General features: G+C 70.0%; 12 protein-coding genes. 4 read left to right on the top strand and 8 right to left on the bottom strand.

Annotation, left to right across the window (positions count from 1 at the left end):
- The first annotated feature begins 78 nt into the window (after window positions 1–78).
- Entirely contained in the window at window positions 79–861 is a 783-nt protein-coding gene (locus IE307_RS19070) for an IclR family transcriptional regulator domain-containing protein (RefSeq protein WP_191299311.1), read from the top strand.
- 35 nt (window positions 862–896) lie between these two features.
- Here the strand turns inward: IE307_RS19070 and IE307_RS19065 are convergent, their stop codons facing one another.
- Both IE307_RS19065 and IE307_RS19060 read right to left on the bottom strand, forming a co-directional pair.
- The gene (locus IE307_RS19065) at window positions 897–1,763 is read right to left on the bottom strand and encodes an SDR family NAD(P)-dependent oxidoreductase (protein WP_229904912.1); all 867 of its coding nucleotides are present in this window, start codon (window positions 1,761–1,763) and stop codon (window positions 897–899) included.
- A 17-nt stretch (window positions 1,764–1,780) separates the two neighbouring features.
- Window positions 1,781–2,977, bottom strand: a complete 1,197-nt coding sequence (locus IE307_RS19060) for a zinc-dependent alcohol dehydrogenase (protein ID WP_191299310.1) — start codon at window positions 2,975–2,977, stop codon at window positions 1,781–1,783.
- 273 nt (window positions 2,978–3,250) lie between these two features.
- On the opposite strand from IE307_RS19060, the gene IE307_RS19055 reads away from it, so the two are divergent.
- The 3 genes from IE307_RS19055 to IE307_RS19045 all read left to right on the top strand — a co-directional run bounded on the left by IE307_RS19055 (window position 3,251) and on the right by IE307_RS19045 (window position 7,817).
- Complete coding sequence (locus tag IE307_RS19055) at window positions 3,251–4,003, top strand: alpha/beta fold hydrolase (RefSeq protein WP_191299309.1); 753 nt, start codon at window positions 3,251–3,253, stop codon at window positions 4,001–4,003.
- 179 nt (window positions 4,004–4,182) lie between these two features.
- Entirely contained in the window at window positions 4,183–4,335 is a 153-nt protein-coding gene (locus IE307_RS19050; RefSeq protein WP_191299308.1) for a hypothetical protein, read from the top strand.
- A gap of 29 nt (window positions 4,336–4,364) precedes the next feature.
- The gene (locus IE307_RS19045; protein WP_191299307.1) at window positions 4,365–7,817 is read left to right on the top strand and encodes a CHAT domain-containing protein; all 3,453 of its coding nucleotides are present in this window, start codon (window positions 4,365–4,367) and stop codon (window positions 7,815–7,817) included.
- A 633-nt stretch (window positions 7,818–8,450) separates the two neighbouring features.
- Here IE307_RS19045 and IE307_RS19040 read toward each other — a convergent pair.
- From IE307_RS19040 to IE307_RS19015, 6 genes are all read right to left on the bottom strand, one after another.
- Entirely contained in the window at window positions 8,451–8,951 is a 501-nt protein-coding gene (locus IE307_RS19040; RefSeq protein ID WP_191299306.1) for a hypothetical protein, read from the bottom strand.
- Between the two features lie 658 nt (window positions 8,952–9,609).
- Window positions 9,610–10,818 carry an FAD-dependent monooxygenase gene (locus IE307_RS19035; protein ID WP_191299305.1) on the bottom strand — a complete coding sequence of 403 codons (1,209 nt, stop codon included), beginning with the start codon at window positions 10,816–10,818 and terminating at the stop codon, window positions 9,610–9,612.
- Window positions 10,815–12,212: an MFS transporter gene (locus IE307_RS19030; RefSeq protein WP_191299304.1), complete on the bottom strand. Its 1,398-nt coding sequence runs from the start codon at window positions 12,210–12,212 to the stop codon at window positions 10,815–10,817. The genes IE307_RS19035 and IE307_RS19030 overlap by 4 nt, the downstream gene beginning before the upstream one ends.
- Entirely contained in the window at window positions 12,209–12,916 is a 708-nt protein-coding gene (locus IE307_RS19025) for a YoaK family protein (protein ID WP_191299303.1), read from the bottom strand. Before IE307_RS19025 ends, IE307_RS19030 begins: the two co-directional genes overlap by 4 nt.
- Window positions 12,913–14,718 carry a gamma-glutamyltransferase family protein gene (locus IE307_RS19020; RefSeq protein WP_191299302.1) on the bottom strand — a complete coding sequence of 602 codons (1,806 nt, stop codon included), beginning with the start codon at window positions 14,716–14,718 and terminating at the stop codon, window positions 12,913–12,915. Before IE307_RS19020 ends, IE307_RS19025 begins: the two co-directional genes overlap by 4 nt.
- A 16-nt stretch (window positions 14,719–14,734) precedes the next feature.
- Window positions 14,735–15,844 (bottom strand): DUF3500 domain-containing protein, encoded by a 1,110-nt coding sequence (locus IE307_RS19015; RefSeq protein ID WP_191299301.1) that lies wholly within the window; start codon window positions 15,842–15,844, stop codon window positions 14,735–14,737.
- Window positions 15,845–15,989 lie beyond the last annotated feature (145 nt).

Below are 15,989 nucleotides of genomic sequence, written 5' to 3'. Positions count from 1 at the left end.
CTGTACGCTTTGCGGTTACATGAGGGTGCACCGACGTCGCGGAACTGTCAACGGCCGGCGGTGCGGAAGGATGGGGCGATGACGAGCGGGCCGGACGAGCGCGACTTCATCCAGAGCATCGAGCGCGGGTTCGCCGTGCTGCTCGCGTTCGACGAGGAACGAACCACCCCGAACCTGGCCGAACTCGCCGCGGCCACCGGCTTGTCACGCCCTGCCGTGCGCAGGATCCTCCTGACGCTGCAACGGCTCGGGTACGTGCGCAACGAAGGCACGCGGTGGACGCTGACGCCTCGGGTGCTGAGCATCGGGCAGCACTACTCGGCGTCGCACGCGATGATCGAGATCGCGCAGCCGCACCTGCTCGAACTGTCGGCGAAGACCGGCGAGTCGGCATCGCTCGCCGCTCTGGACGGACGGGACGTCGTCTACGTTGCGCGCGTACCGGTGCGACGGATCATGAGCATCAACGTGTCGGTCGGCACCCGCGTCCCGGCCTTCGCGACCTCGATGGGCCGGGTGCTCCTGGCCTGGGCACCGGAGGTCGTGGTCGACGACGTCCTCGCGGCCGGCCTCCCCGCGCTGACCAGGTACACGGTCACCGACGCCGACGCCTTCCGCTCCCGTCTGCGGCAGGTCCGTTCGGACGGGTGGTCCATCGTGGCGGAGGAACTGGAGATCGGCCTGCTCTCGGTGGCCGCACCTGTCCACGACCGCACCGGCGAGGTGGTCGCCGCGCTCGCGTCCTCGACATCCGTGGGGCGGTCATCCGCAGAGGAAGTCCGCGGCGAGGTCGTGCCGCTGCTGCTCGACGCCGCAGAACGGATCAGCGCCGACCTGGGCCACACGACCTCGACGCGGTGACAAGGACGCGTCCCGGCCCACAGTCGCGGAACACGTCACCGCTTGACGGGCCAACGCCCGAAGGCTCTCTCGCCTGTCGCTACCGGTTCGAACACGTTGCCAGTGGTAGGCGAAACGGCCTTCTTCGTCAGTGCGGCAAGACGGAACAGTGGCCCGACCAGCCAGTCGTACAGGCTCGGCAGGCAGCGGAACGCCGAAATGATCAACGGATTGGCCGGGCCGACCGGAACGGAGACGTGTCGTCGAGGCCGGTCGGCCAGGCGGACGATCGCGGCGGCGACTCGGTCGGGACTGAGAACCGGGATCGGTGGCCGTGCCGCGCGACCGGTGTAGTTGGCGGCCTGGTCGTACACCGGCGTGTTGATGCTGCCAGGACTCACGATGCACACGTGCACCCCGCGTTCGTCGCGGGTTTCCTGTTGCAGCGTCCGCAGAATCGCGCGCTGTCCCCATTTGGCGGTGGAGTAGGCGCCCATCTGCGGGACGGTGATCGAGCCGAGCAGGGAGTTCACCGCGATGAACACACCTCTGCGCTGATTGCGCAGGACAGGCAGGACCGCTTGGGCGAGGTGCAGCGTGCCGTGGATCGCGGTGTCGACGACGGTGTTGAACACCTCCGCGGGCATCGACTCCACGGTGCCGTATGCCATCACCGTCGCACTGTGCACCACGACGTCGATGCGGCCGTGCAGGTCCATCGTTTTCGCGACGATCCTGGCGGCACCACCGGAATCGGCGATGTCGTCGACGACGACGTCCACCGCGCCGGCTCCCACCGCGCGGCAAGCCTTCTCGGCGGCGTCCAGAGCCTGGCCGCTGCGGGAGACCAGCACGAGGTACTCCCCGCGAGAGGCGAACGCCGTCGCCGCGGAGAGTCCGATTCCGCTGCTGCCCCCGACCACGAGCACGACCCGCCCGGTCACGGCGTCAACACGACCTTGATGCAGCCATCGCTCTTGGCGCGGAACATCTCGTACCCGCGTGCGGCGTCGGCGAGCGGGAGCCGGTGCGTGGTCAGGTCCAGGGTGCCGAGCGGGTCGGCGGGGTCGAGCACCAGCGGCAGGATGTCGTCGGTCCAGCGGCGCACGTGGGCCTGGCCCATGCGCAGCTGGACGCCGCGGTCGAACATCTCCATCATCGGCATCGCGTCCACCTCGCCGCCGTACACACCGGACACCGACACCGTGCCACCGCGACGCACCCCCTTGATGGCGGCGTGCAGAGCGTCGAGGCGGTCGACGGCCAGCTTGTCGGTCACCTTCTGGGCGAGCGCGTCGGGCAACATCCCGGTGGCCTTCTGCGCCAAGGCGACGAACCCCCCGCCGTGCGCCTCCATGCCGACGGCGTCGATGGTGGCGTCCGGCCCGCGGCCGTCGACCAGCTGGATCAACGCGGCGGCCAGCTCGTCAGGTCCGCCGAACTCGTCGAAGTCGACAGGCTCCGCACCGTGCCGTTCAGCCAGCGCGAGACGCTCGGGAACCCGGTCCACCCCGATGACGCGACCGGCGCCCAGCTGCCGCGCGATCCGGACCGCGAACTGCCCGACCGGTCCGAGACCGAACACGGCGACGGTACCGCCGGGCGGCACGTCGGCGTACCGCACGGCCTGCCACGCCGTCGGCAGGATGTCGGACAGGAACAGGAACTGCTCGTCGGGCGTGCCGTCCGGGACGACGATCGGCCCGAACTGCGCTTGCGGCACCCGGAGGTACTCGGCCTGCCCACCCGGCACCGAACCGTAGAGCGAGGTGTAGCCGAACAGGCTCGCGCCCTTGCCCTCACTGCGAACCTGCGTCGTCTCGCACTGCGCGAACAGGTCGCGCTCGCACATCCAGCAGTGTCCACAGGAGATGTTGAACGGCACCACCACCCGGTCACCCACCTTGAGGTGACCACCGGCCTCGGCACCCACCTCCTCGACGACACCCATCGCCTCGTGACCGAGCACGTCGCCCGGCTTCAGGTAGGGGCCGAGTACCCCGTACAGGTGCAGGTCCGATCCGCAGATGGCGGTCGAGGTGACCCTGACGATCGCGTCGGTCGGTTCCTCGATGCGCGGATCCGGCACATCAACGACCTGGACGTTCTCATTTCCCTGCCACGTCAGCGCTTTCATGACACCCCCTCCGCCGCCGTGGCGGTCAACGCCACACTGCGAACACGTACATCTGCCATTCCGAACGGGACCTGAGGCATGCGGCTGCTCCTGTCGACTGCTCTCTGACAGCAGCGATACCCGGAAAATCGACTCAGAAACGGTTCGGGGGCGTGAACCGACCTGGCATCTCAGGTCCAGCGTCGTTCAGCATGACAGCTGCTCACGTATTCTCCGGTGGTGCAGCTCCTTTTCTGCAATAGCTGAATAGCTAGGGTTCGTATGATGACGGTCATGAAACTCCTGCCCGTCACCGCATCCGGCGCGCAAGTCGCCTACCTCGACGTCGGTGCGACAGACGGACGCGCGAGGGTCTATCTCGGTGGCCTCGGGCTGGCGAGCACCGTCTCGTTCGCGCCGGTCATCGGCCACCCCGTCCTGGCGGGTCGCGGCCGGCACGTGCTGGTCGACCTGCTGGGTAGCGGATGGAGCGACCACGACGACGACTTCTCGTACACGATCGACGAGCACGCAGCCGTTGTCGCAACGGTCATCGAGGCACTCGGCCTCCACAGGACCACGCTGGTCGGACACTCACTCGGCGGATCGATCGCCATCAGCCTGGCGGCACAGCGCCCCGACCTCGTCGGTGAGCTGATCGTGGCCGAGCCGAATCTCGATCCCGGCGTCGGCACCCTGTCAGCGCAGATCGCGAGCTTCGACGAAGACGATTTCGTCGCAAGCGGGATGCACAGCATCATCGACGCGGACGACATGACGACAGGCACGCGGACGTTGCGTCGATGGTCCCCACGCGGCCTGCACCGCACCGCGGTGTCGTTGCTGGCCGAACGGCCAATGACCTTTCGCGCTCAGCTGACCGCGGCATCCATGCCGAAGCGCTACATCTCAGGTGAGCTGAGCGCCGAGAACCTCGACGCTCTGCGCGCGACCGGCAGCGACGTGCGTGTCGTGTCTAACGCCGCACACCTCATGATGGACGACAACCTCGACGGATTCGTGACGCTGCTCGCCGATCCGCTCTGAGACACCCTGCCCAGCCCGTTCGGCGACCGCCGATTGGGCAAACTTGTAGAGCCCACTTTGGTACGGCGACCGCATGTCTGGGTTGCAGAATCACCTGCTGGTGGCACGGCAAGTAGATAAGGCTGGAGAAGTTCATTGGCTTCACCGGCACGCCCTTGAAGTACTTCTCGGCTCTGGGCGTGGCCGACATCAACCTCAACGGCACCGCGGCAACCTGTGACGGCACTACAGCGAGCACCCAGCCCACCGATCGCTTCAACGGTGTGGTGAAGGGTGCCAATTCAAGGCCACTTTCGTTCACACTGGCCGGCGCTACCTGCACGACCGAATAGACGTGTGCGGCCGTCGCTAGTGTGGTGCGGTGGACGACGGTCAAGGCTCGCGTGTGGAGTCCGCGAAGGTTGTCGACACCGTCTCCGGCAACGTGGTGCAGGCCCGCGACGTGGCGGGCAACGTGGTGCAGGCCCGCGACGTGGCGGGCAACCTGGTGCTCAACGTCGGGCAGCAGGCGTCGCCGGTCGCCCGCGTGCCACGGGAACTTCCGCTTGACGTCGCGGACTTCGCTGGCCGCGATGAGGAGCTCGCCGAGCTGGACCGGTTGCGCGAGGATGCTTCCGGCGCGGTGGTGATCTCTGCGGTCTCCGGCACGGCGGGGGTTGGCAAGACCGCTCTCGCTGTGCACTGGGCGCACAGGATCCGAGGCGCGTACCCGGACGGCGACCTCTACATCGACCTGCGGGGATATGACCCGAATCAGCCGGTCAGCCCCGAGGACGCGCTGGGCGAGTTGCTGCGCAGCCTGGTCGGGTCGGCCGAGCCCGTGCCCACGAATCTGTCCGATCGCAGCCGGTTGTTTCGCACGCTGGTGGCCGAACGACGCATGCTGATCGTGCTCGACAATGCGCGCAGTGTCGAGCAGGTGAGGCCGCTGCTGCCGGGGGCGGGCTCGACGTTCGTCGTGGTCACCAGCAGAGACTCGCTCGGTGGGCTGGTGATCCGCGACGGAGCGAGCCGCGTGCACCTCGGGCTGCTCGAACCGGACGAGGCGCTTGGGCTGTTCACATCGCTGGTGGGGGAGCGGGCTCGGTCCGACCCCGAGGCGGCGCAGAGGCTGTGCGAGTGGAGCACGTACCTCCCGCTGGCCCTGCGGATCACCGCAGAGATGGTCAACGCCCGGCCGCACGAGAGCCTGGCCGCGCTGATGGCAGAACTCGCTGGCGCCGATCGCCTCGATCTGATGGAGGCCGGCGACGAGCGGACCGCGGTGCGTACGGTGTTCTCGTGGTCGTACCAGCACCTGAGCCTCGCGGCGGCCAAAGCGTTCCGGTACCTCGCGATCACACCGGGACGAGATGTCGATGCTCGGGCAGTTGCCGCGCTCACCGGCACTGCGGTCGCTGACGCGCGCAAGGCCGTGACGGAGCTGGAGCGCGCGCACTTAGTGCAGCCCGTCGGCAACGGGCGCGTGCGTGCGCACGACCTGTTGCGCTCGTACGCGGCAGATCTGCTGCAACAGATCGATGACGACCGAGATGTGGCTTTGGCTCGGCTGTTCCACTACTACTTGACGGCCGCGTGCCGTGCGGTCGACGCGGCCCTGCCGAACCGCCGGTCGGGCTGGCACATCGATGAGATCGAGACGCCTCGCTTCGCGGACAGCGAGGCCGCCTGGCGCTGGCTGCGTGCCGAGCAGCAGAACCTCGCGGTGATACTCACCTCCGTGGACCCCGTGGCGGAGCCGATCCGGTCGGCTGCCGAACAAGTCCTCGGCCTGCTCGCCCAGCACAGCGGTGACCTTCCCGCTGCGCTCACCCACTTCGAACGAGCCTGGCTGCTGACCCCGGCCGCGGGCCACGCGCTGGTGCTGGATCAGGTCGATACGCTGCTCGCCGCAGGTATGTCGAACAAGGCATCTGTCTATCTCGACAACGTGTTGGACCTCCTGCACGGCGCGCGAACGGCAGACGATCGCCTTATCGCGCAGGTAGAGCACGTGCGTGCTCAGTGCGCGCTCCAGCAGTCAGACTTCAAGCGCGCGAGCGAGGCGGCGCGGGAGGCTGCGATTCGGTTCAGGCGGGTCGGCGACCGGCGGGCGGCCGTGGTCGCGGAGCTGACGGCCTTGCGTGCCGCGATGTCGCTGGCCAGGGCGTGGCCTGATCTGCCTACCGCCAAGCTGCCGGCGTTCGCGGAGAAGCTCGCCTCGCAGCTTCGCGGGGTGGGCCTTGCAGAGGAGTCCGACCACGCGTTGCTGTGGGCAGCCCGGCTTTCAGTGTCGTTCGGGGACGTTGCTGCCGCCCAGCGCTATGTCGAACGCACCGCCGCCCCGCGTGACGGTGCCCCGCTCGACCATGTCGTGTTCCGCTGGCTGGTGAAGGCCGAACTCGCCGCCGAACGGGGCGAGTTCGACGACGCACTGGACTGCGCATCGTGGGGTCTCGACCGTCTGATCGCTGCGTTCGACCGCTACGGCGCAACGGATCTCGTACGCGGCGCAAGGGTGTTCGGCCGTGAGCTGGGCGACCTCGCGGTGCGGATCGCGTTGAAACGAGGTGACAGGCAGGAGCCGGAAGAGGTGCTGACCTGGCTCGAACGCGCCCGCGCGCATCTGCACCGCCATCAGCCGGCGGCCTCACCCGATCCCGCGTTGTCCGAGGCCGTCGACGACTTCATCCGACTCACCCGCACCGTGCAGCAGCAACGGGTGAACGGCCCGGTCGAGGCTGATGCGGTGTTACGGCACGAGATCGCGCTGCAGCGCGTCAGTCACCTCGGGTGGTGGTCAACGACCTGCGTGGGGTCAGATGCGTTGGTCAGTGTGCACGAACTCGCGGATGCTTTGGAGGACAAGGCCTTCGTGTCGTTTGTCGGCACCGGTGACACGCTGGCCGCTCTAGTGGTAGCGGACTGCTCGGAGCACCTGGTCCCCCTCGGATCGTTGTCGGAGATGACCGAGCAGGCCCGCAGGTTGCACTTCGACCTTGCCGCGATGGCGCCAGACCAAGTCCCGAAGCCGGTCGGCAACGTGATCGCCTACTCCGCCCAAAGCCGGTTGGATAGCCTGGACACGCAGTTGGTCCGGCCGTTGCTGCGGATCATCGGTGACCGCGGCCTGGTGGTGGTTCCCATCGGGCCGCTCTACGGAGTTCCGTGGGGCAGCCTTCCGAGCCTGCGCGGGCGTCCCGTCGTGATCGCACCGTCGGCGACGTCGTGGTTCCGCGCTCTGAACAGCGCTCAGGACGTGCGCCTGGGCCCCGCGCTGGTGGTCGTCGGCCCCGGCGTGGGTGCTGCCGCGGAAGATGAACGGCTCGCTCGCCTGCACCCCAGCGCTATCTCGATCGCCAACGACGACGCCTCGCTCGCAACCGTGCGCGATGCCCTGCGAACGTCTGATTTCGTGCACCTCGCATGTCACGGCCGCCACGAGCCCGACAACGCGTTGTTTTCCCGGCTCGAACTGGCCGACGCCCCGCTCCACGCGCACGACTTCGGGCGCCTGGACCGGCCACCCCGGCAGGTCGTGCTTGCCGCGTGCGGATTGGCGTTGAGTGACATCCGGCCCGATGACGAACCCCTCGGGTTCGCCGGAGGACTGCTGAGCGTCGGTACCAGCACCGTCGTGGTGGCGGTGAGCAGTGTTGGTGAACTCGCCGCTCGCGCCGCGATGGAGGAGCTTCACCGCGGCATGCTGGGCGGTCTTGGCGCTGCAGCCGCCTTGGCCGAGGCCGTGGCGGGTGATCCGTTGCGGCGGCCGTTCGTGTGCGTCGGCGCCGACTCGGTGCTCGGTTCGCATCAGGGCAGCATGTTCAGCAGCTAGCCCCGTCTCCGCACATGAGGCCGGGTGGGTTGATCGGGCAGGTCGAGATCCTGTGTGATCGGGGTGGCTTGTTCATCTGGCGACTCGTGCGTTCGAAGCCAAGTTCGTGTTCGTGCGCGGAGAAGTTGCCCGGTCCGGCGAACGTGGTGATCACCGACGTGAGCGTCTATGGCGGGGTGTTGCGGATCGCTGTGCGCTCCATGGTGGGTGGAGCTGAGTGTTCCGGGGGTGTCGCTGGTGAGAGCGGGGTGATGGCAGGTATGCCTGTGGGGTGCCAGAACTCCGCACTCATCCGGTGAGCTGCGGTGATCGGGTTCTTTCGTCCTGAGTGCACGATCGTGGGCATGGCGCTGCGACTGCTGTACCTCGTCTTTGTTCAGCTGGGCGGCTGGGACAGGCCTCATGAGTTGAGCTTCAGACTCTCTGTCGGCGGGGTCGATAGTTGTATTTCTCGGCACCCGCAACCCCGCGGGGCGCCATCACCGCCCGTGGATCGTGCCGCCGGTCGCCGGCGTCGCCGACGACGTGGCGGCCGGACGGCTCGCTGACCGGCTCCTATCGTTGCGCTGGCACAAGTAGAACAGTGCTACGAGTTGAGACGGTTCTATCGTATCGTCGGCTACAGGCCCGACATTAGACGCCGCGGGTCCAAAACTCTTGCGCCGACCCGGTGAACGGCTCCGGATCGCCGGCGAGGAAGAACTCGTCCCACGTCGGACCGTCCGAGAGCTCCCAGTGCTCGACGGCCAGGCCGTCCTTGAAACGCCACGCCCCCATGCCGACGCGGGTCCAGGTCCAGTCGCCGCGCGACGTGCGGAAAGTGCCGTGCACCACGCCGTAGTGGTCGTCGGCGAGGATTTGGTCGAACTGGACGGGTTCCACGTTGGCGTCGGCGAGACCCGCTCGCCGCTTCATGTACCTTCGCATGAAGTCCATTCCGCCGGTCGCCGCCAGGCGAACACCGCCGGTGTGGATCACCATGTCCGGGGACATCTTCTCCATCACCTCGACGGTGTGCTCGTGCAGCCGCTGGATCTTCTCGTCCTCGCTCAGGCCCGGATCGGCCGAGATCGCCGCTCCGCCCCGGTACAGGTCGGCCAGCCACACGGCGTTGGGGTGGGTGTCGGAAAGCAACGTGCGCCTCCTCGGAAGTGAATTATATGAGATAGCCCTATTACTCAGTATCATTTTCTCATTGATGTGATCAGGAGAGCGTCTACAGGCACAATTGGCTCGACACGCCGTGCTCTGCCAGGAAGCCGAGTGGCCCTGCGGCCGTTCGGTGACGTGCTCCCGCCGCCCTTGGCCTGCCTCGGCCGGCAGGACGATGCCGCGGTCCGCCGCCTGCCGCGTGAGTGCGGCTAGCTCGTTGTTCACGTAGCTGGAGCACGCGAAGTGCGCGCCACGCTCCAGACATAGCCGCACCAGCGCGCGGAGCTCCGGCGCGGACACCACGACGTCGTCTTCCCAACGCAGCGGCCAAGGCGCCGTGGCCGAACAGGTGCACGCCTGCGGCGCCGGTGAGGCCGAGCCGTCCCAGGCAGCGTTCGGTCTCCTCCTCGGTGCGTGCCCACAGCCGCATGTCGTGCGACGTCGCCAGCGCCCACAGCCCGCTGCCGGTGGACAGGCCGATGGTCGCGTTCGGCGACAACCCCGCGCAGCATCCGCTCCGGCCCGCGCCCGTGCTCGGTGAGCAGCGCGCCGGTGTCGGCGCCCCCGTGCCACACCATGTACGGGAAAGCCGAACACCTCTCGACGGAACTGTCACCACGTGTCGGCCACCTGCCTGAGGTCAAGATTCTGCCGGGTGTCGCAGGCGTTGTCCGGTCATGGCGAACTCCGGCAACGTGAGAGCCGAGTGGGCGTCGCGTCCCTGCGCCGGAGGCAGGGCGCTGAGACCGCGCAGCCTCTCGTTGCGCCGCTCGAGGTCTTGCGCGGTGGTGGGGAAGAGCGTGGCGCCGCCCTTGCCGACCAGGTCCTGGTTGAGGGTCACGAACTCGCGGGTGCTGTGCTCGTAGCGCCGGAAACCCTCGGCGTGGTCCTGCCCGGCGAGGCTGCCGGCGAGCATGTGCGCGCCGACGAGCGCGAGGCTCGTGCCCTGGCCGGTGAGGAACGACGGCGCGTACGCCGCGTCGCCGACCACCGCGACCCTGCCGGACGACCAGTGCGGCATGCGGATCTGGCTGACCGCGTCGAAGAACAGGTCCTCGGCGCTGCGGAGGGCGGTGAGCATTCCGGGGATCTCCCAGCCCGCGTCCGCGAAGACCGAGCTGACCAGGTCCCGCTGGGCCGCGAGGTCGCCGAACGCGTCGAACGGCGGCTGCGGCAGGGCGAAGTTGAGGAACGCGTGCACCTCGTCGGCGTCCCCGGTGGCGTAGAGCGCGGCCGCCTTGCCTGGCGCGTTCCACATGACGGTCTCGTGGGAGAGGCCGAAGGTGTTGCGCATGGTGAAGATGCCGAAGCAGTAGCCCAGGTACCGGTGGAACTGCTCCTCGGGGCCGAACACCAGCCCGCGGGTGCGGGAGTGCGTGCCGTCCGCGGCCACGACGACGTCGAACGTCCGTGCGGCGCCGCTGTGGAAGGTGACGTCCACGCCGTGGTCGTGCTGGTCGAGGGTCGCGATCGAGTCGTCGAACAGGAACTCCACGTCGTCGCGGACGGCCTCGTGCAGCGCCTCGGTCAGGTCACCGCGCCGCACCTCGAGGTCCCGCCCCTCGACGCCGCCGCTGATGGCGTGGGGGTGCAGCGCGGCGACCCGGCTGCCGTCGCCCTGCAGGAAGGTGATGCGGCGCAGGTCGATGTGGGCCTCCCGCAGCCGGGGCAGGAGCCCCATCCTGCCGAGGACGCCGAGGGCGGTGCCGCGGACGTCGATGGGGTAGCCGCCGCTGCGCGGGGCGCTCGCCTTCTCCACCACGGTGACCGCGTCACCGGCGCGGTGGAGCCAGTACGCGAGGACCGGGCCTGCGACGCTGGCGCCGGAGATCAGGATGGTGCGGGTCATGAGCGGGTTCCTCTTCCAGTGGCGCGGACGACGAGGAGGGACAGTGCGGTGACGGCTCCGGCGAGCACGAAGCCGGTGACGAAGGCGGACTCGGCGGGGACGTCCGAGCCGGGAGGGGTGCCCGCGGTGAGGATCGCGCCGCAGGCCTGGATGCCGACGGCGAAGCCGACCACGCGCGTCACCAGGACCAGGCCGGTGGCGATGCCGGTGTCGCCCTCGTCGACGGACGTGGCGGTGCTGGTCAGCATCGCGGTGATGCACAGGCCGTTGGCGAGCCCGACGAACGCCTTGCCGACGACCAGGTGCCAGACCTCGGTGTGCACGGCGGCCATGGCGAGCAGCCCGACGGTCAGGAACACGGCGCCGGAGGCCACGACGGCACGCGAGCCGAAGCGCCGCGTCGCGAGCCCGCCGAGCGGTCCGGCCAGGGTCGCGGCCACCGCGCCGGGCAGCAGGTAGAAGCCGATCTGGGTGGCGCCGGCGCCGAACCCGTACCCGTCACCGGAGGCGGCGAACAGCTGCGGCACGAGGTAGAGCGCCCCGGAGGTGCCGACGCAGATCACGAACGTCAGCAGGCACGACCTCCACACCGCGGGCTGGGCCAGCATGCCCAGTTCGACCATCGGAGAGGCCGCCCGGCGCTCGACGGCGACCCACCCCGTCGCGAACGCGGCCAGCAGGACGAGCAGTCCGACCAGGACCAGCGGCTGCGACGCCATCTCCGGTGCCAGCGCGAGGACGAGCATGAGCGTGACGAGCGTCAGGCTCAGCAGCGCGAGGCCCGCCCAGTCGATCCCGCCCTCGCGGGGGTGACCCGGCTCGTCGCCCGGCATCAGCTTGCCGAGCAGCGCGGTCGCCGCGATGACGGCGAACGTGGGCAGCGCGAACATCCAGTGCCGGGACAGCTGCTCGGCCACAGGCCCCGCGGACAACATTCCCGCCATCCCGCCGCCCACGAACAGGCCGCTGACGACGCCGATGGCCACTTTGGACCTGTCAGTGGGAAGGTGCTTGCGCACCAGGATGAACGACAGCGGCAGCGCCCCGACCATCGCGCCCTGCAGCACCTGGCCGAGCAGCAGCACGGGCAGGTTGGGTGCCAGCGCCGACACCAGGCCGCCGACGCAGACCACCGCCATCAGCCGGATCAACACGCGTTTGCCGCCGTAGCGGTCGCCGAGCTTGCCCGCGATCGGGGTGACGAGCGCGCCGGTGATCAGCAGCGCGATGCTGAGCAGCGCTCCCTGCGCGGGACTCATGTCCAGTTCGCGTTGCAACAGCGGCAAGGTCGGCGACACCACCGACTCCAGCGCGCCGGTGGCGAGCGCCAGCAGGCCGAGCGCCCAGAGGGCCGACTTCCTCATCGTGGCTGGGGGGACCGGGGTGGTGGTCATGGGCGTCCTCCTGGTCGTTGTGCGGTGACGGGACTTCTCGTCGGGGACGAGGACGATCTGGTGGAGGCGGACACGTGGCCGAACCCGGTGACGGCGAGCACGACCGCCGCCGCCGCGGCGACCGCGAGACTTTCGTGCACGAGGCACAGGGCCGCGCCCGAGGCGGCACCGAGCACGAGGAGCACGACGACGGCCACGCGCCGGCCCGCGCCCTGGCCGCGCGCCGCTCCCAGCCGGGAGTCCGCAGCGAGTCCGGTGAGTGTGGAGGTGACGACCACGGTGGTGACGTCCTTGACGCCCAAGTGGCGGGCCATCGCCGCCTGCGTGCCCATGGCCAGCGCGAGAGAGGACGCCATCACCGCGGAGGCGCTCGTCCCGACGAGGGCCAGGCCGAGCGCGGTGGCGGCCAGCACGATGCCGACGCCGGCCAGCAGTGCCGTGCAGCGGTGGCCCCAGCCCGGCGCGGCGGTCCGCAGCACCCGTCCGCCCGCGGCCGCGCCGGCGAGGAAGAACACGAGCGCCAGGGCCGGACCGAGCACCGGCAGCCCGGTGCCTCCCACGGCCGCCATCCCGAGGATGACCACGTTGCCCGTCATGTTGCCGGCGAAGACCTGGTCCAGGCGCAGGTACCCGACGGCGTCGACGACACCGGTGGAGAAGGTGAGGGCCAGCACCAGGTGCACCGGCGTGACGCGGGCGGTCATCGGCCCGCCGCGTAACCCTGGGCGCCACGGGGGTTCGCCGCCGCTCCGAGGGCGCCGGTGTCCGGATCGCGGGTGACCACCGACAGCCGGCCCTGGCTCCATGGCCCGGACACCGCCACGTCGTGCCCGCGTTCCCGCAGGCCGTCGACGACGGCGGCACCGGCACGCTCCTCGACCACGAGGCTGTCGGGACTCCAGGTCCGTGGCCAGAACGAACTCGGGAACGCCTTGGTGTGAAAGGCGGGCGCGTCGATCGCCTCCTGCGGGCCGAGGCCGAACGCGAGCGTGCGCACCAGGTAGAGCAGTTGCCACTGGTCCTGCTGGTCGCCACCCGGCGTGCCGAGCGCGGCCACCGGGTGCCCGTCGTGCAGCAGCAGCGTCGGGCTCAGCGTCGTGCGGGGCCGCCGTCCCGGCTCCAGGCGCGAGGGGGCGGCGGGGTCGAGCCAGGTCATCTGGAGCCGTGTGCCCAGCGCGAAACCGAGGTCCGGCACCGCGGGCGACGACTGCAGCCAGCCTCCCGACGGCGTCGCGGAGATCATGTTGCCCCACCGGTCGACGACGTCGATGTGGCACGTGTCGCCGCGGGTCTCGCCGGTCTGCTGCACGGTCGGTTCCCCGATCCCGTCCGCGGGCACGGCGTCCTGCGCGGTGACGAGCGGCGGTGTGTACGGCGGGACGCCGATGTCGCCTGACCGGAACGCGGTCGACGCGACCGAGCCGATCAGACCGGCCCGTTCCTCGCTGTAGTCAGGGTGGAGCAGTTGCCGCACAACGGATTGCGCCCGCGCCGGGTCGAGGTGTCCGTAGAACGCCTCGCGGTCCGCCATGGCCAGCTTCACGGCCTCGGTGATCGTGTGGACGCCCTGTGCCGTCGACGGATCGATCTGCTCGTCGTCGAAGTGGTCGAGCAGGCTCAAAGCCTGCAGCAGCACGGGTCCCTGCGACCACAGGCCCGCCTTCGCGACCGTGGTGCCGCGGAACTCCGCGGTGACGGCGGGTTCGAGCGACGGCACGAAGTCGGCGAAGTCGGCGGCGGTGATCACTCCGGCGTGGTCGGTGCCGCTGGAGTGCCGGTGGGGGAGAGCGGCGAACTCGGCCACGGCGTTCGCCACGAAGCCGGTGCGCCAGGCCCTGCGCGTGGAACGGATGCGCGCCGCTCTCGACCCGCCGGTGCCCGCGGCGCACAACCGGCGCAGGGTCCGGGCGTAGGTGGTGTTCACGACGGTCTCGTGCGCACGGGGCACCCGGCCTTCCGGCATCCACAGCGCGTATGAGGTCGGCCAGTGCGTGCGGAAGAGGTTCTCGACGGTCGCCAGGACCCTTGCCAGCTGGGGCACGACCGGAACGCCGTGCTTGGCGTAGTGGATCGCGTAGGCCAGCACCTCGGGCAGGTCCCAGGTGCCGTGCTCGGCGAGCAGCCACAGCCACGAGTCGACGGCGCCCGGAACCGCGGCGGCCAGCGCGCCCGCGCCGGGCACGTGGTCCAGGCCCTCGGCCAGGAAGTGCTCGATCGTCGCCCCGCGCGGTGCGTGGCCCTGGCCCGCCAGCACGACGGGGGACGGGTCGCCCGCGGTGGCGAGCACGGCGACGAGGTCACCGCCCGGCCCGTTGAGGTGCGGTTCGGCCACGTGCAGCACGAAGGCGCCCGCCGTGGCCGCGTCGAAGGCGTTGCCGCCGCGTTCCAGCACGGACTGGGCCGTCGCGGAGGCGAGCCAGTGCGTCGAGGCGCACATGCCGAACGACCCGCGGAGCGTGGGACGCGTGGTGTGCGGGACGGTGTCGGTCTGGTGTGGACCGGCCATGGACGTCGTACTCCGTTCAGGGGTGGTGGGTGGCGTGGTGGGCGGCCAGGACGTCGCCGCCGAAGTCGGCCTCCGGGTCCCGCCACACGGCGTGCGCGTGGTTGGCGCCGCGGTGGACGTTGGTCCACTCGACGAGCAGCCTCGGACCGCGCAGGCGGTAGTAGTGCGGTTCGCCCGCCGCGGTGGAACCGGCCCAGGCGAGGTGCACGGCGTTCAGCGCCGCCGGGTCGTCGTAGCGCGACAGCGGGGAGACGCCGTCCGGGACGCGGCCGAGGTAGGTGCCCAGCAACGCCCGCAGCAGCTCCCGCTGCCCGGTGTCGAGCTCGCTGCCCGGCACGCCCTGAGGCTCCCGCGTGAGGGCCAGCGCCCGCTGGTCGGCGTCGTTCAGGCCGGTGACCGGGTGGTCTGCGCGGTCGGGCACGTGCCCGCCGCGACGCCACAGCTCGCGCCGCCGCAGCACGCGGTCCCCGACCCGGGAGCTGTTGCCCGCCACGACGTCGTTCGGAGCGGTGGGCAGCAACACCGCGCGGGCGGTGAGGTCGGGGTGCAGGGACCGGACCAGCTCACCGGCCAGGTCCTCGGCCGCTCCCAGCGGGCGCAGTGCCGTGCCGCCCAGCAACGGCGACGCGGCCGGGTCGGCGCCGAGGAAGCACGGCGTGGTCGCGACGACCCGCCGGTCCACCACGAGGGTGTTGAGCGAGACGTGGTGGCCGCCGAACCTCCACCCCCACGGCCGCGGCCCGCCGGGCTCGCCGAAGACCCGCAGGTGGTAGAGGCCGGGGTCGCGGGTGCGCTCCCGGCCCCAGTCCACCGAGAAGCCCTCGACGCGGTCGAGGACGTTCTCCAGGCCCAGCACGGTGGCGACGGTGGTGTAACCGGCCTCGGACAGTCCACTCGCGACCAGCCGCATCACCATCCGGTGCTGGGCCGGGCGTTGCTCGTGGAAGGTCAAGCCGCCGTGGTCGGTCGGCGTGTAGAACCACCGAGTCCGTTCGGCCTCGGTCTCGCCGTCGGCGCCCGGTGCCGGCCCGACCGCCACCTCGCGCTGGCCGGGGTCGAGGGAGTCGAGCCACGTGCCGGCCGCCTCCGCCATGCGCTGCGCGACTTCGGCGCTCGCGTCGCTCATGCGTGGGCCACGCGGACGTCCTGGTGGCGTGCGCTCTGCTCGGGAGTGCGCGCGATGAGCGTCCGGAGGGCGAGGTCACTCGCTCGTGTGGTCGCACCGGACATGACGGCTCCTTCGTTCACGGATGGTAACTAGTGTATTGATT

The organism is Lentzea cavernae, assembly GCF_014653695.1.
GTDB classification, from domain to species: Bacteria; Actinomycetota; Actinomycetes; order Mycobacteriales; family Pseudonocardiaceae; genus Lentzea; species Lentzea cavernae.
This window is presented reverse-complemented; position numbering and strand designations above follow the sequence as displayed.